This window comes from Amycolatopsis sp. NPDC050768, from assembly GCF_040654155.1.
GTDB lineage: Bacteria > Actinomycetota > Actinomycetes > Mycobacteriales > Pseudonocardiaceae > Amycolatopsis.
The window spans coordinates 915,289-939,821 of sequence record NZ_JBFAHL010000001.1; the positions used below are offsets into that span (position 1 = coordinate 915,289).

Annotated in this window: 26 protein-coding genes; 18 read left to right on the plus strand and 8 right to left on the minus strand. The window is 70.5% G+C overall.

What is annotated here, in order from left to right; translation table 11 throughout:
- Positions 1 to 43 precede the first annotated feature (43 nt).
- Genes AB0H62_RS04695 through AB0H62_RS04720 form a run of 6 tightly spaced genes read left to right on the plus strand, consistent with a single transcriptional unit; the run spans position 44 to position 6,502 of the window.
- Positions 44 to 646, plus strand: coding sequence for an SRPBCC domain-containing protein (locus AB0H62_RS04695; protein ID WP_220245786.1), 603 nt, complete (start codon positions 44 to 46; stop codon positions 644 to 646).
- Positions 643 to 1,527: an FAD binding domain-containing protein gene (locus AB0H62_RS04700; RefSeq protein ID WP_220245785.1), complete on the plus strand. Its 885-nt coding sequence runs from the start codon at positions 643 to 645 to the stop codon at positions 1,525 to 1,527. The genes AB0H62_RS04695 and AB0H62_RS04700 overlap by 4 nt, the downstream gene beginning before the upstream one ends.
- Positions 1,484 to 3,802 (plus strand): xanthine dehydrogenase family protein molybdopterin-binding subunit, encoded by a 2,319-nt coding sequence (locus AB0H62_RS04705; protein WP_360584125.1) that lies wholly within the window; start codon positions 1,484 to 1,486, stop codon positions 3,800 to 3,802. The genes AB0H62_RS04700 and AB0H62_RS04705 overlap by 44 nt, the downstream gene beginning before the upstream one ends.
- Complete coding sequence (locus AB0H62_RS04710) at positions 3,799 to 4,278, plus strand: (2Fe-2S)-binding protein (protein WP_220245783.1); 480 nt, start codon at positions 3,799 to 3,801, stop codon at positions 4,276 to 4,278. The genes AB0H62_RS04705 and AB0H62_RS04710 overlap by 4 nt, the downstream gene beginning before the upstream one ends.
- Positions 4,275 to 5,060 (plus strand): alpha/beta fold hydrolase, encoded by a 786-nt coding sequence (locus AB0H62_RS04715; RefSeq protein ID WP_220245782.1) that lies wholly within the window; start codon positions 4,275 to 4,277, stop codon positions 5,058 to 5,060. Before AB0H62_RS04710 ends, AB0H62_RS04715 begins: the two co-directional genes overlap by 4 nt.
- A complete protein-coding gene (locus AB0H62_RS04720; protein WP_360584127.1) occupies positions 5,057 to 6,502 on the plus strand; it encodes a UbiD family decarboxylase in 1,446 nt (481 codons plus the stop codon). Before AB0H62_RS04715 ends, AB0H62_RS04720 begins: the two co-directional genes overlap by 4 nt.
- Before the next feature lie 42 nt (positions 6,503 to 6,544).
- Here AB0H62_RS04720 and AB0H62_RS04725 read toward each other — a convergent pair whose 3' ends face one another.
- The 3 genes from AB0H62_RS04725 to AB0H62_RS04735 form a co-directional block, all read right to left on the minus strand.
- On the minus strand, positions 6,545 to 7,297 hold the full coding sequence (locus tag AB0H62_RS04725) for an alpha/beta fold hydrolase (RefSeq protein WP_220245780.1): 753 nt from the start codon (positions 7,295 to 7,297) through the stop codon (positions 6,545 to 6,547).
- Positions 7,298 to 7,403: 106 nt separating this feature from the next.
- On the minus strand, positions 7,404 to 8,120 hold the full coding sequence (locus AB0H62_RS04730) for a hypothetical protein (RefSeq protein ID WP_360584130.1): 717 nt from the start codon (positions 8,118 to 8,120) through the stop codon (positions 7,404 to 7,406).
- Between the two features lie 64 nt (positions 8,121 to 8,184).
- Positions 8,185 to 9,222: an acyl-CoA dehydrogenase family protein gene (locus tag AB0H62_RS04735; RefSeq protein WP_360584132.1), complete on the minus strand. Its 1,038-nt coding sequence runs from the start codon at positions 9,220 to 9,222 to the stop codon at positions 8,185 to 8,187.
- Between the two features lie 104 nt (positions 9,223 to 9,326).
- Here AB0H62_RS04735 and AB0H62_RS04740 point away from each other — a divergent pair, with 104 nt between their 5' ends.
- Together AB0H62_RS04740 and AB0H62_RS04745 are read left to right on the plus strand one after the other, a co-directional pair.
- Positions 9,327 to 10,526: an acyl-CoA dehydrogenase family protein gene (locus tag AB0H62_RS04740; RefSeq protein ID WP_360584134.1), complete on the plus strand. Its 1,200-nt coding sequence runs from the start codon at positions 9,327 to 9,329 to the stop codon at positions 10,524 to 10,526.
- 25 nt (positions 10,527 to 10,551) lie between these two features.
- Positions 10,552 to 12,111, plus strand: a complete 1,560-nt coding sequence (locus tag AB0H62_RS04745) for an AMP-binding protein (protein ID WP_360584137.1) — start codon at positions 10,552 to 10,554, stop codon at positions 12,109 to 12,111.
- On the opposite strand, the gene AB0H62_RS04750 is transcribed toward AB0H62_RS04745, so the two are convergent.
- A complete protein-coding gene (locus AB0H62_RS04750; RefSeq protein WP_220245775.1) occupies positions 12,102 to 12,284 on the minus strand; it encodes a hypothetical protein in 183 nt (60 codons plus the stop codon). The two genes, AB0H62_RS04745 and AB0H62_RS04750, sit on opposite strands and share 10 nt — an antisense overlap.
- 56 nt (positions 12,285 to 12,340) lie before the next feature.
- Here AB0H62_RS04750 and AB0H62_RS04755 point away from each other — a divergent pair, with 56 nt between their 5' ends.
- The 5 genes from AB0H62_RS04755 (at position 12,341) to AB0H62_RS04775 (ending at position 16,806) form a co-directional block, all read left to right on the plus strand.
- Entirely contained in the window at positions 12,341 to 13,168 is an 828-nt protein-coding gene (locus tag AB0H62_RS04755) for an SDR family NAD(P)-dependent oxidoreductase (RefSeq protein ID WP_360584139.1), read from the plus strand.
- The gene (locus tag AB0H62_RS04760) at positions 13,161 to 13,724 is read left to right on the plus strand and encodes a TetR family transcriptional regulator (RefSeq protein WP_360584141.1); all 564 of its coding nucleotides are present in this window, start codon (positions 13,161 to 13,163) and stop codon (positions 13,722 to 13,724) included. Before AB0H62_RS04755 ends, AB0H62_RS04760 begins: the two co-directional genes overlap by 8 nt.
- Positions 13,725 to 13,760: 36 nt before the next feature.
- Positions 13,761 to 14,297, plus strand: coding sequence for a DinB family protein (locus AB0H62_RS04765; RefSeq protein WP_360584143.1), 537 nt, complete (start codon positions 13,761 to 13,763; stop codon positions 14,295 to 14,297).
- A 63-nt stretch (positions 14,298 to 14,360) separates the two neighbouring features.
- Positions 14,361 to 15,716, plus strand: a complete 1,356-nt coding sequence (gene pcaB, locus AB0H62_RS04770; RefSeq protein WP_220245770.1) for a 3-carboxy-cis,cis-muconate cycloisomerase — start codon at positions 14,361 to 14,363, stop codon at positions 15,714 to 15,716.
- Between the two features lie 127 nt (positions 15,717 to 15,843).
- Entirely contained in the window at positions 15,844 to 16,806 is a 963-nt protein-coding gene (locus tag AB0H62_RS04775; protein WP_220245769.1) for an SCO0930 family lipoprotein, read from the plus strand.
- A 130-nt stretch (positions 16,807 to 16,936) separates the two neighbouring features.
- Here the strand turns inward: AB0H62_RS04775 and AB0H62_RS04780 are convergent, their stop codons facing one another.
- The gene (locus AB0H62_RS04780; RefSeq protein ID WP_360584145.1) at positions 16,937 to 17,524 is read right to left on the minus strand and encodes a DUF4383 domain-containing protein; all 588 of its coding nucleotides are present in this window, start codon (positions 17,522 to 17,524) and stop codon (positions 16,937 to 16,939) included.
- Between the two features lie 185 nt (positions 17,525 to 17,709).
- Here AB0H62_RS04780 and AB0H62_RS04785 point away from each other — a divergent pair, with 185 nt between their 5' ends.
- Entirely contained in the window at positions 17,710 to 18,636 is a 927-nt protein-coding gene (locus AB0H62_RS04785) for a hypothetical protein (protein ID WP_360584147.1), read from the plus strand.
- A 3-nt stretch (positions 18,637 to 18,639) separates the two neighbouring features.
- On the opposite strand, the gene AB0H62_RS04790 is transcribed toward AB0H62_RS04785, so the two are convergent.
- Together AB0H62_RS04790 and AB0H62_RS04795 are read right to left on the minus strand one after the other, a co-directional pair.
- Positions 18,640 to 19,851, minus strand: a complete 1,212-nt coding sequence (locus AB0H62_RS04790; protein ID WP_360584149.1) for an alpha/beta hydrolase-fold protein — start codon at positions 19,849 to 19,851, stop codon at positions 18,640 to 18,642.
- A gap of 152 nt (positions 19,852 to 20,003) precedes the next feature.
- Positions 20,004 to 20,969, minus strand: coding sequence for an alpha/beta hydrolase (locus tag AB0H62_RS04795; RefSeq protein WP_220245765.1), 966 nt, complete (start codon positions 20,967 to 20,969; stop codon positions 20,004 to 20,006).
- 165 nt (positions 20,970 to 21,134) lie between these two features.
- Between AB0H62_RS04795 and AB0H62_RS04800 the strand changes: the two genes are divergently transcribed.
- The 4 genes from AB0H62_RS04800 (at position 21,135) to AB0H62_RS04815 (ending at position 23,489) form a co-directional block, all read left to right on the plus strand.
- Positions 21,135 to 21,608, plus strand: coding sequence for a MarR family transcriptional regulator (locus AB0H62_RS04800; protein WP_220245764.1), 474 nt, complete (start codon positions 21,135 to 21,137; stop codon positions 21,606 to 21,608).
- A gap of 56 nt (positions 21,609 to 21,664) precedes the next feature.
- On the plus strand, positions 21,665 to 22,513 hold the full coding sequence (locus AB0H62_RS04805) for an SAM-dependent methyltransferase (RefSeq protein ID WP_220245763.1): 849 nt from the start codon (positions 21,665 to 21,667) through the stop codon (positions 22,511 to 22,513).
- Between the two features lie 129 nt (positions 22,514 to 22,642).
- Positions 22,643 to 23,113, plus strand: a complete 471-nt coding sequence (locus AB0H62_RS04810; RefSeq protein ID WP_220245762.1) for a hypothetical protein — start codon at positions 22,643 to 22,645, stop codon at positions 23,111 to 23,113.
- Positions 23,114 to 23,117: 4 nt separating this feature from the next.
- The gene (locus tag AB0H62_RS04815; RefSeq protein ID WP_220245761.1) at positions 23,118 to 23,489 is read left to right on the plus strand and encodes a hypothetical protein; all 372 of its coding nucleotides are present in this window, start codon (positions 23,118 to 23,120) and stop codon (positions 23,487 to 23,489) included.
- A 2-nt stretch (positions 23,490 to 23,491) separates the two neighbouring features.
- On the opposite strand, the gene AB0H62_RS04820 is transcribed toward AB0H62_RS04815, so the two are convergent.
- On the minus strand, positions 23,492 to 24,430 hold the full coding sequence (locus tag AB0H62_RS04820) for a patatin family protein (RefSeq protein ID WP_360584152.1): 939 nt from the start codon (positions 24,428 to 24,430) through the stop codon (positions 23,492 to 23,494).
- Between the last annotated feature and the right edge of the window lie 103 nt (positions 24,431 to 24,533).

The following is a 24,533-nucleotide window of genomic DNA, read 5'->3' on the forward strand; positions in this document are numbered from 1 at the left end:
AACGTCCTGTGGAGCAGACACTTAGTCCTCTATGGTGGTCATTATGAAGCTTGGATCCTCCTTTGTCGTCCCCGCGGACCACAAACGCGTTTTCGCCCATTTCCTCGACCCGGACACGATGCGGGTCGCCATCCCCGGCGCCGCTGAGCTCGTCCGTTCGGACAGCACGCACTACCGCGGCAAGCTGGTCAACGAGATCGCGCACGTGAAGTTCAGCGCCGGGTTCTCCGCCGAGATCACGGAGCTGACCGAGCCCGAGGAGGTCAAGGCCCTCCTCAAGGGCGAGGACCACAAGCTCGGCAGCTCGATCAAGATCGACGCGCGGCTCGGCGTCCAGCCCGACGGTGAGTCTTCATCCAAAGTGGAATACAGCCTCGACGTCGCGATCTGGGGCAAGATCGGGCGCATGGGCGAGTCGATCGTCCGGCGCCGCTCGCAGGAGGTGGAGCGGGAGTTCGTGTCCGCGTTCGCCGAGATCTGCGCCGCGGGCCCGCCCGGGCCGGACAACCCCGGGCTTGCGAGCGTGATCGCCAAACGGGAAGGCCCGAAGAAGCGGGTCTCCGAGACGCCGGCCGGTGACGCCGCGCCCGCGAAGGAATCCTGGTGGCGCCGCCTGCTCGCGAAGCTGTTCGGCGGGAAGAAATGACCGCCTACCACTACCCCACCACGCTCGACGAGACCTGCGCGCTCCTCGACGACGGTGAGGACACGATGGTCTACGGCGGCGGCACAGCCGTGCAGATCCTGCTCAAGCAGGGTGTGCTGTTCGCCACTGACCTGGTCGACATCGGCGGCGTGACGGGCCTGGACGAGATCTCCGAGACGTCGAAGGGGCTGCGAGTCGGCCCGCTGGTCACGTTGCGGCGCATGGAAACCAGCTCGATCGTCCGCCGCGTCGCCCCGCTCGCGGCCGAGGTCTACAGCCGCGTGGCCAACCCGCGCGTGCGCAACACGGCGAGCGTCGGCGGCAACATCGCCCACGGCGACTACCGGCTCGATCCGCCGACGGCGTTGATGGTGCTCGACGCCACAGTGGAGCTCACCTCGCGGCGCGGTTCGCGCAAAGTGCCGGCGCGCGAGTTCTTCGTCGACTTCCAGCAGACCGCGCTGGAGCACGGCGAGCTCGTGTCGGCGATCGAGATCCCCACCCAGCCCGAGTCCGCGGGCGCGCACTTCGCGAAGCTCTCCAGCCTCGCGGCCAACGACTGGCCCGCGGCTTCGGCCGCCGCGCTCGTCGTGGAGCGCTCGCGCGGCAAGCGCGACGTCCGGCTCGGCCTCGGCGCATTGAGCCACGTGCCGGTGTTCCTGCAGTTCGAAGCGTCGGCCGACACGTCCGTGGACGACGTCGTCGGCGCCGCGAAGGAAGCCGCGACACCCCTGCTCGACCCGATTCCCGACGTGCGCGGGAGTTCCGACTACAAGCGGCGCCTCGGCCTCGTGGCCGTCGAAGAAGCTATCCGCAACTCCTGGAAGGAGGGCAACGATGACCACCGTCGAGTCTCGATCTTCGGTCGCCGCCGTCGGTGAGCGCTGGGCGCGCGTCGACGGCCGGGCCAAGGTCCGCGGTGAGCTGCAATACGCGGCTGACCAGCCGGTGCGGCCGTGCCTCGATGTCGCCGTGCACCGCAGCACCCGCCCGCACGCGAAGATCACCGCCATCGACACGAGCCGCGCGCTCGCGGCCGAAGGCGTGGTCGCCGTGGTGACCGGCGCCGACCTGTACGCGGAGTTCGGCGACCGGCTCATGACCGGCCCGGCGTTCTCGGACCAGCCGTGCCTCGCCTACGGCAAGGTGCGCTACGTCGGCGAGCCGATCGCCGCGGTGATCGCCCACGGCGCCAAGCAGGCGCGGGAGGCGGCCGAGCTGATCGAGGTCTCCTACGACGAGCTCGAGCCGGTGCACGACGTCGACAAGGCCGTGCTGGGCGCGCCGTTCGTGCACGACGAGCTGCGGCCGTCGATCGTCTTCGGCGACCTGAAGCACCTGCGCGGCAAGCGCGACACGAACGTGAACTACGAGTACAACCTGCGCAAGGGCGACCCGTCGAGCGTCAGCGGCACCACGGTGTCCTACGACTTCTGGTGCCCGCCGACGCACCACGTGCCGATCGAGCTGCCGTTCGCGGCCGCCTGGTGCGAGGGCGAGCGGCTGGAGCTGCTGGCGACCACTCAGACGCCGTCGTACGTGCGGCAGTCGCTGGCCGACCTGCTGGACCTGCCGCTGAACCGCGTCCGCGTGCGCACCGCGCCGCTGGGCGGGAGCTTCGGCGCGAAGATGTACGACAGGCTGGAACCGCTGGTCGCGGCGCTGGCGTGGACGCAGAAGATGGCCGTGAAGATCACGGCGACCCGCGAAGAAGCGTTCCTGCTGACCACGCGCCACGGCTGCGCGGTGGCGGGCAGCATGACCGCGGACGAGAACGGGATGATCGTGGCGTCCACTTCGGACGTCCGCTACGACACCGGCGCCTACGCCGATGTCGGCCCGCGCATCACTGCGAAATCGGGCCTGGTCGCGCCGGGTCCGTACAAAGTGGACAACGTGCACGTGCGGTCCCGGTGTGTGTACACGAACAAGCCGTCGGCCGGGCCGTTCCGCGGGTTCGGCGTGCCGCAGGTCACGTGGGCGCACGAGTCGCTGGCCGACGAGCTCGCGCGGCAGCTCGGCGAGGACCCGGTGGAGTTCCGCCGTCGCAACATGCTGCGCGAAGGCGACATCGCGCCGGTCGGCACGCCGATGCACAGCGCCGACTTCCTCGGCAGCCTCGACGCCGTGACCGAGGCGATCGAGTGGGGCACGCCGTTCGTGAAGCAGGAGGGCACGCTGGTGCGCGGCCGCGGCGTCGCAGTCGGCATGAAGGCCGTGCTCACGCCGACGATCTCCAACGCCGTGGTGCAGCTCAACCAGGACGGTTCGGCGTCGCTGCTGATCAGCACCATCGACATGGGCCAGGGCAGCGACACGATCATGGCGCAGATCGCGGCCGAGGTGCTGTGCCTCGGCGAGGGCGACGTGCGCGTGGTCCAGGCCGACACCGACGTGACGCCCTACGACACGATCACCGCCGGCAGCCGCTCGACGTATCACACCGGCAACGCCGTGCGCCTGGCCGCGGAGAACATGCGCGACAAGCTCGTGGAGCTGGCGGCGGAACGGTTCGGCGTGGTGGCGACGGACATCAAGCTCACGTCCGACGGTCTCGTCAGCGCGCAGACGCAGGAGACCGTGTCCGTGTCGGAGCTGCTGCACGGGCACTTCGGGGCGCGCGGCACGACGCTGACGGCGGAGGCCAACTTCAGCACGTCGTGGCAGCCGTACGACCACGAGAACGGCCTGTCGCCGCAGGTCACCGAGCACTGGTTCGCCGGTGCGGCCGCGGTGCAGCTCACGGTGGACACGGCGACCGGGCGCGTGCACATCGAGCACCTGGCCGTGGCCGGGGACGTGGGCCGTGCGATCAACCCCGCGATGGTGGAGCAGCAGCTTTCCGGCGCCGCGATCATGGGGATCGGGCACGCGCTGTTCGACCAGATGGTGTTCGACGAGGGCCAGATCGTGAACGGCACGCTGCTGGACTACCAGCTGCCGTCGATCAAGGACATGCCGGACAAGCTCACGCCGATCATCATCGAGAGTCCACATCGGACGGGTCCGTTCGGCGCGAAGGGCGTCGGCGAGACCACCATCATCCCGCTCGCGCCGGCCATCGCCAACGCCGTGCGCGACGCGACCGGCGTGCGCATCACGCAGCTGCCGCTGACGCCGGAACGCATTCTGACCGCGCTGGAGGAACAGTCGTGAGGGAGATCGAGCTGAAGGTCAACGGCCTGCGCCGCAAGCTGGGCGTGGCCGACGACGAGTTGCTGCTCGACGTGTTGCGCCGCGAGTTCGGCACCACGAGCGTGCGCGAGGGCTGCGGCGTCGGCGCGTGCGGCGCCTGCACGGCGCTGGTGTCGGGCAAGAGCGTGTCGACGTGCCTCTCGCGGGCCGCGCGCTTCGACGGTGCCGAGATCACCACCGCCGACGGCCTGCCGGCCGACGACGAGGTGGTGGACGAGTTCGTCGCCAACCGCGCGATGCAGTGCGGCTACTGCATTCCCGGGTTCGTGATGATGGCCCACGAGCTGCTGGGCGAGAACCCGCAGCCGACCGACGAAGAGGTCGTGGAGCACCTGGAGGGCAACATCTGCCGCTGCGGCACGTACTCCGAGATCCACGCCGCGATCAAGGCCGCGGCCACGCGCCGGGCCGCCAAGAACGAAAGGGCGACCGCGTGAACGTCGAAACCCCGCAGGGCACGCTGCACGTCCACCGGACGGGAACGTCCGGCCGGCCGCTGCTGCTCCTGCACCCGCTCGCGCTGTCCGGAGCGGTCTGGGACCCGGTGGCGCGGTTCTTCTCGGCTGAGGCGCAGGTGCTGGCCCTGGACGCGCGCGGCCACGGCGAGTCCACTTGGGACGGTGCCGACTTCACGGTCGACGACATGGCGGCGGACGCGGCAGCCGTGATCGCCGCCGCGGACGCCGGCCCCGCCGACGTCGTCGGCCTGTCCATGGGCGCCAGCACCGCGCTGGCCCTCGCGGCGACGCGGCCCGAGCTCGTGCACCGGCTGGTCCTGGCCGATGGCACGGCGTATTACGGTGACGACGCCGTGCCGGTCTGGGCGGAGCGAGCCGAGCGGGCGACGACGGTGCCCCGGGACAAGCAGCTCGACTTCCAACGCGACCGGTGGTTCGCCGAGCCGTTCCTCACCGGCCACCCGGACGAGGTCGAGCGCGTCTGCGAGATCTTCCTCAAGACCGACTCCGCAGCTCACGGTGCTGCCTGCCGCGCACTCGGCGGCCTGGACGCGCGTGCCCGCCTCGGCGACGTGACGGCCCCGACTCTCGTGGTCGTCGGCGAGGAGGACTACGCGACTCCGCCCGCGATGTCCGAGGCAGTGGCCGCGGGCATCGCCAACGCCGAGCTGCGCATCCTGGAGAAGACCCGCCACCTCAGCCTCCTGGAACGACCGGACCTGTGGCCCTCGCTGGCCTCGTTCTTCGGCGGCACGCAGTGACGGACGAACCCCTCCTCAGCCTCCGCACCCACCTCGACGCGATCGCGGGCTACGGCGAACTGCGCGACGTGAAGGGCGCCGACTGGGACCTCGAACTGGGCGGTATCGCCGAGCTGAGCTACCGGATGGACCCACCGCCCGCGCTGCTGTTCGACGACATCAAGGGCTACGCGAGCGGCCTGCGCGTCTTGACGGGCAGCACGGGTTCGCCGCGCCGGCTGGGCCGCACGCTGCGCCTCGGCGAGGACCTCGACTCCGTCGGTGTGGTGGACGCCCTCCGCGGCAAGCCTTCCCAGTGGTCGGCCGCCGCGCGGGACTTCCCCGTGCTGCCGGTGTCGGTCGCGCCGCTGCTGGCCAACTCCGTGGCCGGCTCCGAGGTCAACCTCCTCGACTTCCCCGTGCCGCGCTGGCACGCCGACGACGGTGGGCGATTCATCGGCACCGGCTGCTTCGTGGTGACCTCCAACCCGGAAACCGGCGTCCACAACGGCGGCTGCTACCGCATGGAGGTCCAGGACGACGGCCGCGGCGTCACCGTCGCGATGGTGCCGGGCAAGCACGGTGACCAGAACGTGCGGGCCTGGTTCGAGAAGGAAGGCCGGGCGCCGGTCACGGTGTCGTTCGGCCACGACCCGCTGCTGCTCGTGCTCGGCGGCACGGAGGTGCCAGGCGGGGTTTCGGAGCTGGAGTACGCGGGCGCGGTGCTGGGTTCGCGGGTGCCGGTCGTGCTGGGCCCCGACACCGGCCTACCCATCCCCGCCGGCAGCGAGATCGCCATCGAGGGCTGGCTGCGGCCGGACCACCAGCGGGACGAAGGCCCGTTCGGCGAGTGGACCGGGTACTACTCCGGCAAGCGCCGGCCGAACCTGGCCATCGACATCACGCGCATGTACTACCGCGACAACCCGATCCTGCTCGGCGCGCCGCCCGGGAAACCGCCGCACGACTACTCGTACATGCGGACCGTGATGAAGTCGGCGATGATCCACGACGAGCTCGCCGCCACGGGCGTGCCGGGCGTGGTGAAGGCGTGGGCGCACGAATCGGGCGGCGGCCGGCTGTTCATCGCCGTTTCGCTGCAGCAGCGCTACCCCGGCCACGCGCGGCAGGTCGCGTACCTCGCCGCCCAGTGCCCCGCCGCGGCGTACATGAACCGCTACGTGGTCGTCGTGGACGACGACGTCGACCCCGCCGACCCCGACGAGGTCATCTGGGCCATGTCCACCCGCAGCGACCCGTCCCGCGACATCGAGATCATGAAGCAGACGTGGGGCAGCAAGCTGGACCCGCTGTACGTGGACGGTTCTCCCGCCTACAACAGCCGCGCCATCATCGACGCCTGCCGCCCCTTCGAACGCCTGGCCACCTTCCCCAAGGTGGCCTCCAGCGACCCGGCGTTCCTGACCTCGCTGGCCGACAAGTGGCGTGACGTGCTGGGCTGACCGCTAACGGTGAAGGGCTCCACGCGGGGCCCTTCACCGCGGTCAGGCCAGGTAGCGCTTGGCCCAGGTGGCGAGGATGTCCGCGGCGAACGCGGCGTCGGCGCGGCCCGTGAGCAGGTGGTCGGCACCGTCGAGCGCGACGAACGACTTCGGGTGCCGCGCGGTGTCGAAGATGACGCGGGCGTTCTCCACCCCCACCTCGGCATCCACCGGCGAATGCAGCACCAGCAACGCCGCCTTCAACCCCCGGATCCGCTCCGCTTGCGGCTGCGCGGCGATGTCGTCCAGGAACTGCTTGCGGATGCGGAACGGCCGCCCCGCCAGCACCACCTCGGCCTCGCCGTGGCGCTCGATCTGCTCGCGACAGTCACCCAGCAGCTTCGCCACGTGCTGCGGATCGGCGGGCGCGGCGATCGTCGCCACGGCCCGCACCTCCGGCACGGCGTGCCGCGCGGCCAGCACGGCAGCGCCACCGAGCGAGTGCCCGATCAGCAGCTTCGGGGCGGCGTACTCCTCTCGCAGGTGGTTCGCGGCCGCGACCAGGTCGGCGACGTTCGAGCTGAAGTCCGTGTTGGCGAACTCGCCCTCCGACCCGCCGAGCCCGGTGAAGTCGAACCGCAGCACGGCCACGCCGAACGCCGTGAGCCCCCGCGCGACCCGCGTCGCCGCGACCACGTCCTTGTTGCACGTGAAGCAGTGAGCGAAGAGCGCGTACGCCTTGGGCTCGCCCTCCGGTAGCTCCAGCCGCGCCGCCAGCGGCGTGCCCTGAGACCCGGGAAACTCAAATCTCGTCACGCGCACTCCTTCAGCAAGACTCCTGAAGTCGATCAGACCACGCGCGGCTCCACCGGGTCGACGGCGGCCGGCCGGGAGTGTCCCCTCGTACCGGGAAAATTGACCGTCAGCCGCACTTCACGGAGGCGTCCAGCAACGCGACGTACGTGACCTTCGGGCCTTCGGCCGTGAAGTCGTACGTCCACGTCGGGTGTCCCGGCACGGCCACCGCGAAGTGCCCGGCCGGCGTCGGCTTGAGGCCCTTGGCGTCGTAGAGCCGGTGCAGATCGGCCAGCGGCGTGCCCGCGCCGGCCCCCTCGGGCGTCTTGACCTGTGGCGGAGCGACGACCGAGCGCAGCCTTTCACCGGAGAAGACGGCGCCACCACTCGCCGCGAGCTCGGCCGCGCGCTCCTCGCGCAGCTCGGTGACGGTGACGGTGGCCGCCGCGGCTTGCGCGCTCAGCTTCGCTGCCGCGGCCGACTGAGCGGCTGACTTCGCGTAGTCAGCCGCCGAACCGCGCAGCCCCGGATCCAGCACGTGCGCATCGGCGTCCTGGGCCTTGCGGTTCAGGTCGTCGGCCTTGGCGACGGCCTGATGCTCGGCCTCGAGCGCACCCGGCTCGGACGCCGGCCCGCCCGCGAACGAGTACGACTCGCAGCCGTCGAAGCCCGACATCGGCTGGGCCGCGAGCGTGGTGCTCGTGGCCGCCTTGGTGACGCCCGGCGCAAGGCCGCGCAAGCCGTCAGGTCCCAGCGCCTCCGGCCCGGGTGCGCTCGCCTGCGGCCCGGAGCTGCACGCCGCCAGCGCCACGAGCAGCGCAGCACCGATCACGACAATCCGCATGAATATTTCCCCCTCTTTCCGGATCGGAAAACTACCCGAACCGGATCAAGGAAGCACCTACGTTTCAGGCGAACACGTGCTCCGCCACCGCGTCGAGCTGGCGTGCCGCCGAGCCGAGCAGCTGGCGCCGCGCGCGGGCGTGCTTGAGGTGGACGTGCGCCGGGTGTTCCCAGGTGAAGCCGATACCGCCATGGGCCTGCAGCGCATCGCGCGTCGCCGCATCGGCGGCGTCGCTCGCGGCGACCACGGCGGTGCGCGCCGCGGGCAGGGCCTCAACACCGGCGTCAACGGTGGAAGCGGCCCACTCGACCAGCAGCCGTGCCGCGTCGAGCTGCACGAACCGGTCGGCGAGCAGGTGCTTGAGCGCCTGGAACGACCCGATCGCCCGCCCGAACTGCTGCCGTTGCTTCGCGTACTCCACCGCTCCGTCGAGCGCCCGCTGCCCCGTTCCGACCAGTTCCGCCGCGAGCACCGTCAGTACCCGAGCCGACACCTCAGCCGAAGGCACCTCGACAACCGGCACCCCGGAAAGCTCCACCACCGCGGCCGGCTCGATCACGTCGAACGCGCCCACCGACTCGCGCCGCACCCCGGCCGCCGCCAGGTCGATCCGCACGAACCGACCCTCGACCGCCGCCACGAGCACGTCCGCGTCGAGCCCGAACGGCACCACGCGCAGCACGCCGTCCACAGTGGACCCGCTCAGCCGCAACGGCGAACGATGCCCAGGAAACACAGGGAACGACTCCCACGCCGCGACCGCCACGGCCGAACCATCCACAAGGTTGTCCACATTGTGCACAGAACTCAGAACGGCCACCGCGGAAACCGCCGCGGCGAACGGGATCCGCGGCAACGCGGCCCCGACTTCTTCGGCCACCACACACAGTTCCCGCAAACCACCACCGGACCCGCCGCGTTCCTCGGGCACACCCAACCCGAGCAGCCCGGCGTCGGCGAAGGTCTTCCACAGGGCTCCGTCGAGGCCCGCGCCCGCGGCTTCCCACGCGGGCGGCAGCGGCGCCGTGCGCGCGGCGTCGGCCAGCATCCGCCGCACCGACTCGGCGAGCTCGCGCTGTTCGTCCGTCGTCGCGTAACCCATCACGCCTCCTCGAAGATCCAGGCCCGCACCGAAGCATTGACTATTGGGTCTATCTACGCAACTGTTGAGGTCAGGACAGAGTTGTCACCCAGGCAGGAGGGCGCGTGGGGAGTTTTCGCGAGCAGGTCCACGAGTTCGTCGCCGCTCTCGTACCGCCCGGCTGGCGCGGCATCGGCGGCCTCGAAGGCGACGCCTACGCCGAGTTCCGCACCCGGGCCCGCGCGGCGCTGGCCGAGCGCGGCTGGGTCGCGCCCGCGTGGCCCGTCGAGTACGGCGGCGCCGGCCTCGGCCCGGCCGAACTCGTGGTGCTGGTGGAAGAACTGTCCACAGCCGGGATCCCGTTCGGGTCCGACAACGACGCGTTCGGCATAGGCATGCTCGGCAACACCATGCTCCGCTGGGCCAAACCCGAGCTGCGCGGGAGGTTCCTGCCGCGCATCGTCTCCGGTGAGTACGTGTTCGCCCAGGGCTTCTCCGAGCCGGGCGCCGGGTCCGACCTGGCATCGCTCGCCCTGCGCGCCGAGCCCGACGGCGACCGGTGGCGACTCAACGGCCAGAAACTCTGGTCCTCGGGCGCGCACCTGGCCAACTGGATGTTCGTGCTCGCCCGCACTAACCGCGAAGCCGCGCCGCACAAGGGGATCAGCATGCTGCTGGTCCCGCTTGACCAGCCCGGCGTGGAAATCCGGCCGATCCGCAACATCACCGGCGGCACCGACTTCAACGAGGTCTTTTTCACCGACGCCACCACCGACCGCGAGCTCGTGGTGGGTGACGTCGACCGCGGCTGGGCCGTCGCGATGACCTTGCTCGGCTTCGAGCGCGGCGAAACCGCGCTGCACGCCCCGATCCGCTTCCGCGCCGAGCTCGACCGGCTGGTCGGCCTGGTCCGCGAGCGTGGCCTGGACACCGATCCGGACATCCGCCGCCGCGTCGCGTGGTGCCACGTGCAGGTGGAACAGCTGCGCTGCCACGGCCTCCGCACGGCCGCGTTACTGATCGACGGCGAGGAGCCCGGGCCGCGCGCAGCGGCCTTCAAGCTGCTGTGGAGCGAGTACCATCGCCTGGTCACGGAGCTCGCGCTCGACGTGCTCGGCCTCGACGCGCTCACGCCGTCGGGGCGGCCGTCGCCGAACTGGTACCACACCGACGATCCCGGCGCGCCGAACTCGACCGCGTCGTGGACCAGCGTCTACCTCAACTCCCGCGCCGGCACGATCTACGCCGGCTCGTCTCAGATCCAGCGCGGCATCGTCGGAGACCTGCTGCTCGGGCTGCCCAAGGAACCCAAGCCCGTGCGCTGAACCCGCGGCCTGCCCAGGAGGAGCGATGGCCATTCGCAGCACCTACCCCGACGTCGTCATCCCCGACGGATCCCTGCCCGGGCTGCTGCTGGGCTCGCTCACGCCCCAGGAGGCCGCGCACCCGGCGGTCATCGACGCCGGCTCGGGCAGGCGACTGACCTACGGCGAGCTCGCCACGGCCGTCGAGCGCCTGGCTGCCGCGCTGGCCGAACGCGGCATCGGCCGGGGCGACGTCGCCGTGCTCGCCGCGCCGAACTGCGCCGAGTACCCCGTCGTGTTCGACGGCGTGCTGCGCTCGGGCGCCGCGGTGTCACCCGCCAACCCGCTCAACACCCCCGCCGAGCTGGCGCACCAGCTGCGTGACGCGGGCGCGCGGATCCTGTTCACCACCTCCGCCGGGCTCGGCAACGCGCGCGCCGCCGTGAAAGAGGAAGGCGTACGCGTCGAAGAGATCGTGGTGCTCGACGCGGCCGACGGCGTGACGTCGCTCGACGACCTGCTCGCCGGCACCGCCGCCGCGCCGCCGGAACCGACGGCCGACGACCTCGCCGTGCTGCCGTACTCCTCGGGCACCACCGGCTTGCCGAAGGGCGTGCTGCTGACGCACCGGAACGTCGTTGCGAACCTCAGCCAGATGCAACCGCTGACGGAGCTGCGCCCGGGCAAGCGTTCGATCGCCGTGCTGCCGCTGTTCCACATCTACGGCATGAACGGGATCATGAACATCAGCCTGCTCAACCGGGCGACCGTGGTGACCATGCCGAGGTTCGACCTCAAGGGCTTCCTCGCCGCCGTGGCCGAGCACCGCGTGGACCACCTGTTCATCGCGCCGCCGATCGCACTGGCGCTGGCGAAGGTCCCGTTCGTGACCGACTACGACCTCGGCTGCGTCGACGTGGTGATGAGCGCCGCCGCGCCGCTCGACGCCGGCATCGCCCAGGAGCTGGCCGCGCGGCTGAACGTCACGGTGCTGCAGGGCTACGGCCTCACCGAGACCAGCCCGTGCACGCACGGCATCCCGGCCGACCGGCCCGACGTCGACCGCGGGTCGATCGGGCTGCTGATGCCGAGCGTCGAGGCCCGCGTGGTCGACCCCGTGACCGGCGAAGACGCCGAGCGCGGCGAGCTGTGGGTGCGCGGCCCGAACGTGATGCGCGGCTACCTCAACAACGCCGCCGCCACCGCCGCGACCATCGACAGCGACGGCTACCTGCACACCGGCGACATCGTGACCGTCGACGGCCGCGGCGTGTTCCACGTGGTCGACCGGCTCAAGGAACTGATCAAGTACAAGGGTTTCCAGGTCCCGCCGGCCGAGCTGGAGGCGCTGCTGCTGACGCACCCGGGCATCGCCGACGCGGCCGTGATCGGCGTGCCCGACGACGAGGCGGGCGAGGTGCCCAAGGCGTTCGTCGTGCGCCGGTCAGCGGAGCTGGACGAGGCCGCGGTGCAGGCGTTCGTGGCCGAGCGGGTGGCGCCGTACAAGAAGGTGCGGCAGGTGGAGTTCGTGGACGCCATCCCGAAGTCCGCCGCGGGCAAGATCCTGCGGAAGGTGCTGCGGCAGCGGGAGGTCGCTCACAGCTGAGCCCGCAGGCGGTCGCCGAACTCCACGATCTCGACGGCGGAGTCGCGGAACAGCCGTGCCTGTGCGTACCACGCCTCGGTGGACTCGGCCCGGGCCCGGCGCGTGTCGTGGAGATGTTCCATGAACCCCTGGTCGAGGCGCGTGAACTCCTTGAGCTCGTTGGCACCTAGCAATGTGGAGGATCCTCCGTTATCGTGGTAAGTATTCGGTTACTTACTTGAGGACGGCAATGTCGCGCACCCTGCTCATCACCGGAACTTCCCGCGGCCTCGGTCGCGCGCTCGCGGTCGCGGCGCTCGAGGCCGGCCACCGGGTCGTGGCCACGGCGCGCCGCTCCGGCGCGGTCGCCGACCTGGTCTCGGCGTACCCCGAATCGGCGCGGGCCGTGGCCCTGGACGTGCGGGATCCCGAGGCCGCCGCGGACGCCGTGCAGGTCGCGGTGGACGAGTTCGGCCGGCTCGACGGCGTGATCAACAACGCCGGCTACGCCAACGTCTCCAGCCTCGAGGACACCCCGCTCGCCGACTTCCGCGACCAGGTCGAGACGAACCTCTGGGGCACGGTCCACGTCAGCCGCGCTGCGCTGCCCGTGTTCCGGAAGCAGGGCGCGGGGCACGTCTTGCAGATCTCGTCAGTGAGCGGGCGGCTGGCACCGGCGGCGGGGCTCGGCCCCTACGTCACGGCGAAGTTCGCTCTGGAGGGGTTCTCCGAAGCGCTGGCCCTGGAGACGGCCGGGTTCGGCGTGCGCGTGACGGTGGTCGAGGCGGGGTCGATGGCGACGTCGCTGTACTCGTCGATGGACGCGCCCGAGCCGAGCCCCGCGTACGCGTCCGTGCTGGCGCCGATGCGCACGGCTCACGCCACCGGGCAGGCCCCGGGCGTCGACCCGGCGCGGGCGGCGGCGATGATCCTGAGCGTGTTCGAGCTGACCGACCCGCCGTTGTGGCTGCCGCTCTCGGGCGAGGCCGTGGACTTCATCCGGCGCGCGGAGCAGCGCAAACTCGCGGAGCTGGACCGTTGGGAGGAGCTGAGCCGCTCGGTGGACGCCCATGACTGAGGCTCCGGCCCGCGACGCCGCCGCCACTCGCCGTCGCATCCTCGACGCGGCCATCGAGGAGTTCTCCGACGCCGGGCTCGCGGGCGGGCGCGTCGGCCGCATCGCCGAACGGGCGCGCGCGAACCAGCGCATGATCTACGCGTACTTCGGCAGCAAGGACGGGCTGTTCGAGGCCGTGCTGACGGAGAAGGTGCTGCAGGCGCAGGCCGCGGTGACATTCGACGCCGAGGACCTGCCGGGGTACGCGTGCCAGGTGTTCGACTTTTACCGCGCCAATCCGCGGATGGTGCGGCTGAACCTGTGGCAGGCGCTCGAACGGCCGGACCTGCTGCAGTCGCTGGCCCCCCTCTCGCGCGCGATGGCCGACAAGGTGGCGGGCATCGCGGCGGCGCAGGCCTCGGGGGCGGTGTCGTCGGCGTTGCCGGCTGCGGCGCTGCTCGATCTGATCCTCGCGTTGACGTACGGCAACATCGCGCAGGCCGGAAACGCCGCGTTGTGGCCGGATTCGCAGCGGACGGCCTTGGCCACGGCGGTTTCGCGGCTGGTTGCCCGGTGAGCCGGAATTGTCGGTGCCGGGTGAGACCGTGGGCGGATGGAAATTCCTCAGCATTTCTCGCCCGTGGCCGAAAGCACGCGAGAGGCCATCCCCAGGCTGGCCGGTGAGCGCGACACCCTGGTCGCGTTCCTCGACTGGCACCGCGAGACGTTCGCGGTGAAGTGCGCGGGCCTCGGGCAGGACGCCCTGTCGACCAAGGCCGTGTCCCCGTCGGGCCTTTCCCTGCACGGCATCCTGCGCCACCTCGCGGGCGTCGAACGCTGGTGGTTCCAACAACAGTTCGCCGGCGCCGACGTGCCCCTCCTCCACTACTCCGACGACGACCCCAACCAGGACTTCGACTCCCTCGACGGCGACGTCACCGAGGCAATGGCCTTGTGGCGCACGGAGTGCGCACGCTCGCGGGAGATCGTCGCGTCGGCTTCCTCGCTGGAGGACCGGGGAACGTCGCTGGTGACCGGTGAGCCGTTCACGTTGCGGTGGTTACTGGTGCACCAGATCGCGGAGTACGCGCGGCACAACGGCCACGCTGATCTGCTGCGCGAATCCCTCGACGGCACGGTGGGCCACTGACCCGATGCGAGGCTCCGCACAGGAGCGCGGTGGCGGCGAGTCCCGCGTGCGATGCTGGGCGGCATGAGCGTCGATCCTGATTCCGGGTTGTTGTCGCCCGTGCGGGCCGGGACGCCGGTCGAGGCGGTGACCGGGGACAACGCGGTGGTGGGGGCGATGCTGGCGGCCGAGGCGGCTCTGGCGAGGGCGCAGGCGCGGCTGGGGACCGTGCCGACCGGGGCGGCGGAGGCGATCACCGCGAAGGCCGCCGAGGTGGCGCGGGAGATCGACGTGGTGGCGCTGGCGAAGACGGCGCGTGCGACGGCGAATCCCGTTGTCGGGCTGGTCAAGGAGCTGACGGCGGCCGTCGGGGCCACGCATGCCGACTACGTGCACCGCGGGTCGACGAGTCAGGACATCGTCGACACGGCGTTGATGATCGTCGCGAGGAACGCGCTGGAGCTGCTGCGAGACGACTTGGCGACAACCGCGGCGGCGCTTGCGGACCTGGCTCGCGCGCACCGCGACACCGTGATGCCGGGCCGGACACTGACGGCCCACGCCGTACCGACGACGTTCGGGCTCAAGGCCGCGGGCTGGCGGCAGTACGTGCTCGACGCGGCAGGGCGGGTGCGCCGCCTCGAGCTGCCCGTGTCGCTGGGCGGCGCGGCCGGGACGCTGGCCGCGTACGTCGAGTACGGCGACGGCACCGAGGACTACGCGGAGCGGCTCGTCGAGGCCTTCGCCGAGGAAACCGGCCTGGCCACCACGACGTTGCCCTGGCACGCGAACCGCACGCCCGTCGCGGATCTCGTGGCCGCGCTGGCCCAAACGGCCACGGCGCTGGGCAAGTTCGCGGTCGACGTCCAGGTGCTCACGCGCACCGAGATCGGCGAGGTCGCGGAGCCCACGGGCGGTGGCTCGTCGGCGATGCCGCACAAGCGCAACCCCGTGCTGTCGGCCCTGATCCGCTCGGCGGCGCTGCAGGTGCCGGTGCTGGCGGCGGGCGTGACGCAGTCCGGGCTGGCGGAGGACGAGCGGTCCGCCGGCGTGTGGCAGGCCGAGTGGCAGCTGCTGCGCGAGTGCCTGCGCCTCACGGGCGGGGCGGCGCACACGGCCGTCGAGCTGGCGCGCGGCCTGGCCGTGGACGCGGAGCGGATGCGGGAGGACGTCGGCCTCACGCACGGGCTGATCGTGTCGGAACGGCTGTCGGCCGCGCTGGCGCCGTTGCTCGGCAAGGCGCGGGCGAAGGACGTGCTCGGTGAAGCGTCGAAGCGGGCGGTGGGCGAGAACCGGCCGCTGCGGGACGTCCTCGCCGAGATCTCCCAGGTCACCGATGTCCTGGACCCCGCGAAGCTCGACGACCTCCTCGACCCCGCCCAGTACACGGGCGCGGCAGGGCGACTGGTCGACCGCGCCCTCGAAGGTGACGGAAAGTAGTCGCAACTTCTGCTGAACCGCTCCGCCCGACCGCCCGTGTAAGAGGGTGGGAAGCGTTCCTCACGGAACGCGGGGGGTACCGGCAGCTGCGCCTGGCGCGGCGACCACGTACCCAAGGAGAAGTTTCATGCTTCGCAGGTTCCGCACGGGCGTCATCGTCGTCTCGGCGGCCGCAGGGCTCACGCTGCTGAGCGCCTGCTCGGGCACGACCGCTCCACCCGCGCCGGTGCCCGGCGGCGGGACCGGGGGCGGTCAGGTCGGCAACGCCGCGGCCGCGACCGAGACGGCCGTCAAACTCGCGGCCACCGACGTCGGTGAGCTGGGCAAGGTCCTCACCGACGGCGACGGCCAGACGCTCTACCGCTTCGACAAGGACACCGCCAAACCGCCGAAGTCCGCGTGCGTGGCCGACTGCGCCAAGGCGTGGCCACCGCTGCTGTCGAAGGGCGCCGTGCAGCTCGACGGCGTGGACAAGAGCCTCGTCGGCAGCGTGACCCGCGACGACGGCACCGAGCAGGTGACTGTCAACGGCTGGCCGCTCTACACCTACGCCAAGGACACCACGCCCGGCGACGCCACCGGCCAGGGCGTGAACGGCACCTGGTTCGCGGCCACCCCGCAGGGCGGCAAGGCCGGAAAGTCCACTTCGGACGGTGTGAAGCTCAGCGCCGGCAAGGTCGACGGCGTCGGCGCGGCCGTGGTCGACCAGGACGGCTTCACGCTCTACCTGTTCACCAAGGACAGCAAGAAACCCTCGAAGTCCACTTGCGACGGTGACTGCGCCAAGCTGTGGCCGCCCGTGCTGACCAGCGGCAACGTCGCACTCGACGGCATCGACGCCAAGCTGCTCGGCAGCGTCAAACGCGCCGACGGCACCACGCAGGCCACGCTCGGCGGCTGGCCGCTGTACCGGTATTCGAAGGACACCGCGCCCGGCCAGGCCAACGGCATGGGCGTGAAGGGCACGTGGTTCGTGATCGAGCCCAACGGCTGCAAGTCCGGCACCACCACGAGCACCGGATCCGCCCCGGCCAAGCCGACCACGAGTGCCCCGGCCGCCGGCGCTTCGAGCGACCCGTACAGCTACTGACCCCAGACCCGGCGCCGCGCCCCGACAGCGCGTCGTCAGGACAACCGGCCACGGGCGGCGGAAGGAGCGGCAGTTCCCGAACACACCGAAGGCCCGGCAACCGCGGGAGTTGCCCGGCCTTCGGTGTGTTCTAGTGCGCCAGGCCGGGACCGCGCTTCTCCCGGGGCTGGATCTCCCGGGTGGACCCGGCGTGGTCGTCGTCCTCGACCCGCTCGATCACGCTCGTCTGGGCCTGATCCGCCGTGATCGGCTCCACGTCCTCGTCCGGCAGCCGCACCTTGCGGCGCGCCGGCGCCATCGCGATCACCAGGCCCAGCACGGCGATGCCGAGGTGCAGCCAGTTGTCCGGCGTCGTGAGGTCCAGCGGGTTGCCGGCGACGGTGAACGGGTTGGCCGCGATCATGCCGGTGATCATCAGGCCCCACACGAACAGCACGCCGTAGCCGAGGAAGAGCAGCCAGCCGAACGTCCGCGCGCGGCCGGAGCCGAACGCGAGCAGCAGGCCGAGCACGCCGGTCACCACGTGCACCAGGTTGTTCATCGGGTTGCCGGAGAACCGCCAAAAGCCGGCTTCGTGGTGCCCGGTGAAGCCACCGACGCCGGTCCTCGCGAAGCCGATTACGCCGTAGACCAGGAACGCAACGCCCACCAGGGCGGCCAGGACCTGCGCGGGCTGCAGGCCCTCCACCCGGATCCGGGCTCCATGCGCATGAACCATGACTCCAGTCCTTCCCGTGGTGAGCTGACTCACGCGAAGGAGGTACCCCGTCTTCACCCGGAGTGAAACGCCGGTGCTTGCCCGCAGCCCCCCGGAGCGTCACCGGATTCGGCCTTCTTCGAGATCAATGCCACAAAAGGCCCCCGATTCGGCAACACCGAACGGGTGATCGGACAAGTCCGGTCATGCGCAAAGTGAACATCCTCTTCCTCGTGGGGTTGTGCCTGGGGGCACTCGTCGCGCTGGTGCTCGTGGTGGCGGAGCCGGCTCGGCACGTCGTCACCGCGCTCGGTCCGACGCCGATCGCCGCGGCCGGCTCGGAAAGCTCGACCGTTTCCGTGCCCTCGAAGACCCCGTCGCCCACGTCGTCCAGCAAAATCCCGCCGGCGCGCAACTCGTCGACGCCCGGTGGCGCCAAGGCCGGCAAGCCGAGCACCCAGGCGCTGTCGGCGCTCGTCCCGCGCGGGCACGTGAGCGCCGTGGTCTACGACCGCACGACGGGGACCACCGTGCTGTCGGCGAACGCGGACCGCACTTACACGTCGGCGTCGCTGGTGAAGCTGATGATCGCCGTGTCCGCCCTGGAGAACGGCACGCCCGCCGGCACCGTGAAGGAAATGCTGTCCCGCAGCGACGACACGACCGCCAGCACGCTCTGGGTCGCCAACGGGGAGACGCAGATCGTCGAAAGCGCTATCCAGCGGATGGGACTCACGGAAACCCACCCGCCCGCGAGCCCGGGCCGCTGGGGCGACACGGAGATCACGGCCAACGACGTCACGAAGATCTACCAGTACCTGTTCACCAAGGCTCCCGCCGACGAACGCACGGTGATCCTCGCCGCCCTGCACGCCGCCACCGAGTTCGGCGCCGACGGTTTCCGCCAGTACTTCGGCATCCCCGACGCCCTGGGCCCCGGCAACTTCGCCGTGAAGCAAGGCTGGTCCTGCTGCCGCCCGACCCGCATGCTCCACACCTCCGGCCTCGCCGGCGACGGCGACCGCTTCATCGTCACCGTCCTCACGGAACAGCCGCAGTCCGTCAGCTACGACACCGCGTCGGCGCAGATCACGTCCGTCGTGAAGAAACTCGTGCCACTGCTGAAACCCTGACCCTCACTCGTCCGTCGCCGACAACGCACCGCGCGCCCCCGACTTCGGCAGCGGCCACGGCCGCACGCCGCCGCTGACGTCGACGTGCCGGCCGGCTGCGCAAGGTCCGGGGATGCGCGCGCCGATCCACGCCAGGACGTCGGGCAGCTGCGACTTGAACGTGTTCATGTTGTGTCCCGCGTCCGGGATTCGCCACGAGGAGAAGCGGACGGGGGCTTGGGCGGCGGCGCGGATCTGGTCGATGGCGAAGCTTTCGTAGTTCTCCTTGTCGCCGGAGATCGCCAGGATGTCCACAGGGGACGGATGCAGGCGCACGTTCAGGCGGACGTTGTTGGCGTCGTCGATGTCGTGGCGGCCGTGGAAGAGGTCTTCGGTTTCGGAGTCCACCTGGGCGCGGTCGTAGCCGCTGACGCTGACGGCTTGGGCGAACCACTGCGGGTGGCGCGTCACGAGGTTCATGGCGCAGTAGCCGCCCGAGGACCAGCCCGCGATGGTCCACGCGCCGCGTGCCGGGTTGAGGCCGAGGCGCTGGATGGCCCACTCGCGGACGTCGGCGGAGAGGTAGGTGTCGTTGGGGGTGCCGCCGACCTCGTCGACGCACTCGGTGTCGTGGCCGACCTTGGGCACGCCCGTCGGGTCGGGGATCACGACGACGGTGGGCGGCAGCACGTGCTTGGCGATCGCCGCGTCGAGCTGTTCGGGCAGGTGATAGCCGCTCGTGGCGACCTCGGGGCCCGACGGGTAGTTCGGGATCCACTCGATCGCCGGGAACTTCAGCGAGCGGTAGGCCGGCTGGAAGTACTGCGGCGGCAGATACACGGCGACGTCGCGCACCAGCCCGGTGCGCCGGCCCGTGACCTTCATGTGCAGCACGGTCCCCTTGCCCTCTTTGGCGTGCACCACGCCGAGGTCGCGCATCTTGTCGAGGCCCGCGCCGTTGTCGCCGGCCTCGGCGTCGACGCTTTCGGCCGCGTACACACCGGTGCCGAGCAGCGAGCCGAGCGTGGGGAAGAAGCCGCCGATGAGGTTGCCCACCAGCGAAACGCTCACCACGACCAGCACCACGGCCGTGAGCACGGTGGTGCTGCGCCCGAGCTGCTTGCGCTTGCGCCACCGGTCCCAGAACCACGGGACGGCCACGACCGCGAGCAAGGCCAGCACGCCGATCACGATCACTTCGACCGGTGAGTCCAGCCGGATGCTGCTCAGGTGCACGGGAACTCCCCCTCCAGGACGCGTGTCCGGAAGATCGAACCCGCTGTACAAACCCCTGTACAAGAAACGTTCGGCAGGCCACCCCCGTTGTGATCAGGTGAGCGCCGTCACAAGATCAAGAGGGTGGCCCGCCGGGCGTCTCAGCTGCGGTTTCAGGCTCCGAACGCGGCACGGAGGACGCTGATCGCCTGCTTGATCGCGGCGTCGGCGGCGCCGGTCTCGCGCAGCGCGTTGACCATCACGAAGTCGTGGATGGCGCCGGCATAGCGCGCGGCCGTCACGGCGACGCCCGCCCGGCGCAGCTTCGCCGCGTACGCCTCGCCCTCGTCGCGAAGCACGTCGGCCTCGCCGGTGATCACGAGCGCCGGCGGCAGACCCGCCAGGTCTTCGAGCGACGCGCGCAGCGGCGACGCGGTGATCTCGGCGCGCTGGGCCTCGTCGGTCGTGTACTGGTCCCAGAACCACTTCATGGCGTCGCGCTGCAGGAAGTAGCCCGTGGCGAACAGGCGGTAGGACTCGGTGTCGAAGTTCGCGTCGGTGACCGGGTAGAACAGCACCTGCTGCAGGAAGCGCACGTCGCCGCGCTGCTTGGCCATGATCGTGAGGGCGGCGGTCATGTTCCCGCCGACCGAGTCACCGGCGATGGCGACACGGGAGGTGTCGAGCCCCTTCTCGGCGCCGTGCTCGACGGCCCACTTCGCGACCGCGTAGTTCTCCTCGATCGCGACGGGGTAGCGCGCCTCGGGCGAAAGGCTGTACTCCGGGAAGACCACGGCCGCGCCGGTACCGGCGGCGAGTTCGCGGACCAGCCGCTCGTGGGTGTGGAAGCCACCGAAGACCCAGCCGGCGCCGTGGACGTACACGAGGATCGGCAGCGGACCGGTCACACCCTGGGGCTTGACGATGCGGACCTCGACGTCGCCGTTCGGGCCACCCGGCACCTGGACGACCTCGATGTCGGCGGGCGGCATCTCGACGGGGCCGTCCTGCACGCCGTCCACGGCCTTGCGACCTTCGGCCGGCGGGAGCTCGAACAGGAACGGGTGCGCGGCCGTGGCCTCGGAAAACGCCTGCGCGGCGGGTTCGAGGGCGAGGTTCTGCGGGTTCGGGGTGGTCATCTCGGGTCTCCTCCAGGCGGTGTCCGTTGCTGACCTTCATGAAATTAGTGCACAACTCAATTGTGCACAACTAAACTGAGTCCAATGAGATCTAAGGCACTTGAGTTGCTCGTTCGGGCACATTTCGGGGATCATCGAGAGTTACACCTTGTGGAGGAGGTACCCATGACCAGCCAGGATCCCGGCGAGACGGGCTCGCTCCTGCTCGACGACCAGCTCTGCTTCGGGCTCTACTCGGCGTCGCGCGCCGTCACGTCGCTCTACCGGACGCTGCTCGAGCCGCTCGACCTCACGTACCCGCAGTACCTCGTGATGCTGGCGCTGTGGGAACACGACGCCCAGCAGGTGAAGGAACTCGGCGCCGCGCTGAACCTCGACTCGGGCACGTTGTCGCCGCTGTTGAAGCGCCTGGAAAAGGCCGGCCTCGTCACGCGCGAACGCCAGGCCGACGACGAGCGTTCCGTGCGGATCACGCTCACCGACAAGGGCGAGGCGCTGCGCGCGCAGGCCGAGCGGATCCCGCCGCACATCGGCCGCTCCCTGGGCTTCGACCTCGAGACGATCGTCCAGCTGCGCGTCTCGATGGACCAGTTGACGGAATCCGTGAACGCCTATCGGGAGGCCATCACCACGGCTTGATCCGCTTGTCGCGCACCGTGGTTAGCATGGGCGCGACCCGAGCGGTGAGGACGGCGATGATCGAACGAGACGAAGCCCTGCGCGCAGTCGAAGGCAGCCTGGACCGACCATCCGCGGCCCGGATCTACGACTACTTCATCGGCGGCAACACGAACTACGCGATCGACCGCGAGTTCGCCGAGAAGGTGCGCGCGCGGCTGCCGCTCATGGGTGACTACTGCCTGACCAGCCGGCAGTTCCTCGGCCGCGCAGTGCGCCATAGCGTGCGCGCCGGGATTCGGCAGTTCGTGGACATCGGCTCGGGCCTGCCGACAGCGGGCAACGTCCACGAGGTCGCCGACGCCGAGCGCCCCGACAACGACGTGCACGTGCTCTACATCGACAACGAGCCCGTCGCCCTCGCGCACTCGCAGATCCTGCTCGCCGACACCGCCGACGATGAACGCCACCAGGCCATCGCCGCGGACCTACTGCAGCCGGAAGAGCTGTGGGAGCGCGTGATGGACTCGGACGTGATCGACGTGCGCGAGCCCGTCGCGCTGATCGTGAACGCGGTGCTGCACTTCATCAAGGACGACCAGGATCCGGACGGCATCCTGTCCTTCTACCGCGACCGCGTGGCTCCCGGCTCACTGCTGGTGCTCTCGCAGATGACCAACGAGAACCCAGTGGACGACGACGAACGCCAGGCGCTGGCGGATCTGCTGGAATACTACGAGTCCACGACGAACCCCGGTGTTCTGCGCAACCTGGCGGAATTCTCGCGCTTCTTCGGCGGCTGGCCGCTGCTGGAGCCGGGCCTGGTCTACGCGCCGGCGTGGCACCCGAACCGCGACGCCGTGTTCGCGAAGGCGCCCTCGGAGTCGCGGGTGATCGGTGGGGTGGCGCGGAAACCGTCACTCTGACCGATTTGCGGACTCGGGCGGGCCTCGGTGCGGTGAAACCGGCCCGGGATCAACCCTGGGTTTGACGCTTCCCGGCTCGCCGCCCGCCAAGCTGGTGCTCACCTTGAGTTCTGCCTGGAGGGGACCACCGTGAGCAACACCGTCAACATCCTCATCGGACTCGTCGTGCTGGCGTGGCTGTGTTGGCGACAGACGCAGAAACGCCTCGTACGCGAAGACCGCAAACCGACCGTCCTGCTGATCCTCGCCGTGCTCGGCGTGGTGTCCCTCGCGTCGTTCTTCAAGGGCGGCACCCCGGGCACGCCCGCCGTGCTGCTGCTCATCGGCAGCCTGGTCGTCGCGGCCCTCTTCGGCCTCGTCCGCGCGTACACCGTCCGCCTCTGGCGCGCCGACGGCCAGCTCTGGCGCCAGGGCACGTGGCTCACCGTGGTCCTGTGGGTGGTCGCCATCGCCATCCACATCGGACTGGACTTCGTGATCGACGCGAACAGCCCGGCGAAGGGCCTGGGGAGCGCTTCGATCCTGCTGTACCTGGCGGTGTCGCTGGGCGCGCAGAGGTTGGTGGTCCAGTCGAGGGCCAATCACGTCGTGGCGGCCTGACGCGATGGCGCGCAAGAGCCCGCAGGAGAAGAAGGCCCTGAGCTACGAGAAGGACCGGCGCAACAACTACGGCGAGAACGACAAGAGCTCGCGCAAGAACATCCCCCGCAACAAGCGCGAGCCGAACAGCGCCAACCGCCGCCACGACCGCCTGGTGACCCAATCGGCGACCGGTCCCGTCGACCTCGATGCCGCCGAGCAGGCGGACGAGCGGCTCGGAGTCAAGAAGTCCAAACGCTGGCGGAAGTACCGCGACGCGCCGCTCGCCGACCACATCGTGTGCCGCCTCGCGCGGCGGGCCCGGAAGGGGATGACCACACCCGAAGCCGCCGAAGAGCGCATCGAGCGAGTGCGACGGCGGTCGCGGCGGAGCTGAGCCTAGGAAACGTCCCTCAGCTGTTCCAACGCGCTGTACACCGCTTCCGTCCCCAGCTCCACCGCCCGCCGCAGCACCGCGGGGTCGCGTTCCAGCGCCCCGACGGCCGGGGAGCCGGCGGGCGGGCGGATGCTCGCCAGCCGCGGATCCTCGCGCAGCAGGCGTTCGTCGTCGAGGTCGTGGATGTACTGCTCCCGCCACGCGTTGACCGTGCCCGGGGCGTGGCGGCGCAAAAACCGCGGCACGACGACGTCCTGCACCCGCGGCGGCGGGGCCGGCAGCTCGTCCGACCGGCGGGTGCGCAAGACCAGCACGTCTGTCGCGCCCTGAGCCAAAGCGGTCCGAAAGGGCAACGGCTCCGCCACACCCGCGTCGACGAAGCGGCGGCCGTCCATCGCGATCGGTGGGCCGGCGAGCACAGGCATGCACGACGAGGCCGCGAGCGCAGTCTTGATGTCCTCGACCTCCGTGATGAACGGGTGCAGGTCGGTGGACTCGCCGGTGTCCGCGTCGGTCGCCAAGGGGTGAAACGTGACGGGGTTGGCCAGGATCGCCGGGAAGTCCATGGGTTCCAGCACCGAATAGACCTGGTGCACGAGGTAGTCCAGGTCGATCACGGACTTGCCGCGCAGGGCTTGGAGCGGGTTGATGATCCGGCGCATCACCGTGGGGTTCCACCAGGTGCGCACGCCTGTCTGCGAGCGTCCGCACAGCAGCCACGCGGCGTTCAGAGCACCGGCCGACGAGCCGTAGACGGCGTCGAACGCGGGCGTCGCGCCCATCTCGTCCAGAGCCAGGACCATGCCGCTCGAGTACGTGCCGCGGCTGCTGCCCCCTTCGATCGCGAGCACCAGGCGGCGGTCGTCACTCCGCTCCCCCGGCACGCTGCCCGACGCCAGCCGTTCGTTGATCAGTTCCAGAACCGGGTGCACGATGTCCATCCTGGTCGGTTCACGCCATTCGTCGACCCGATTTGCCCCACCCTGCCGGGTGACCTGCGTTGCAACGGGTTGCACTGCACCTAGTTGCATAGCACGCTGAGCG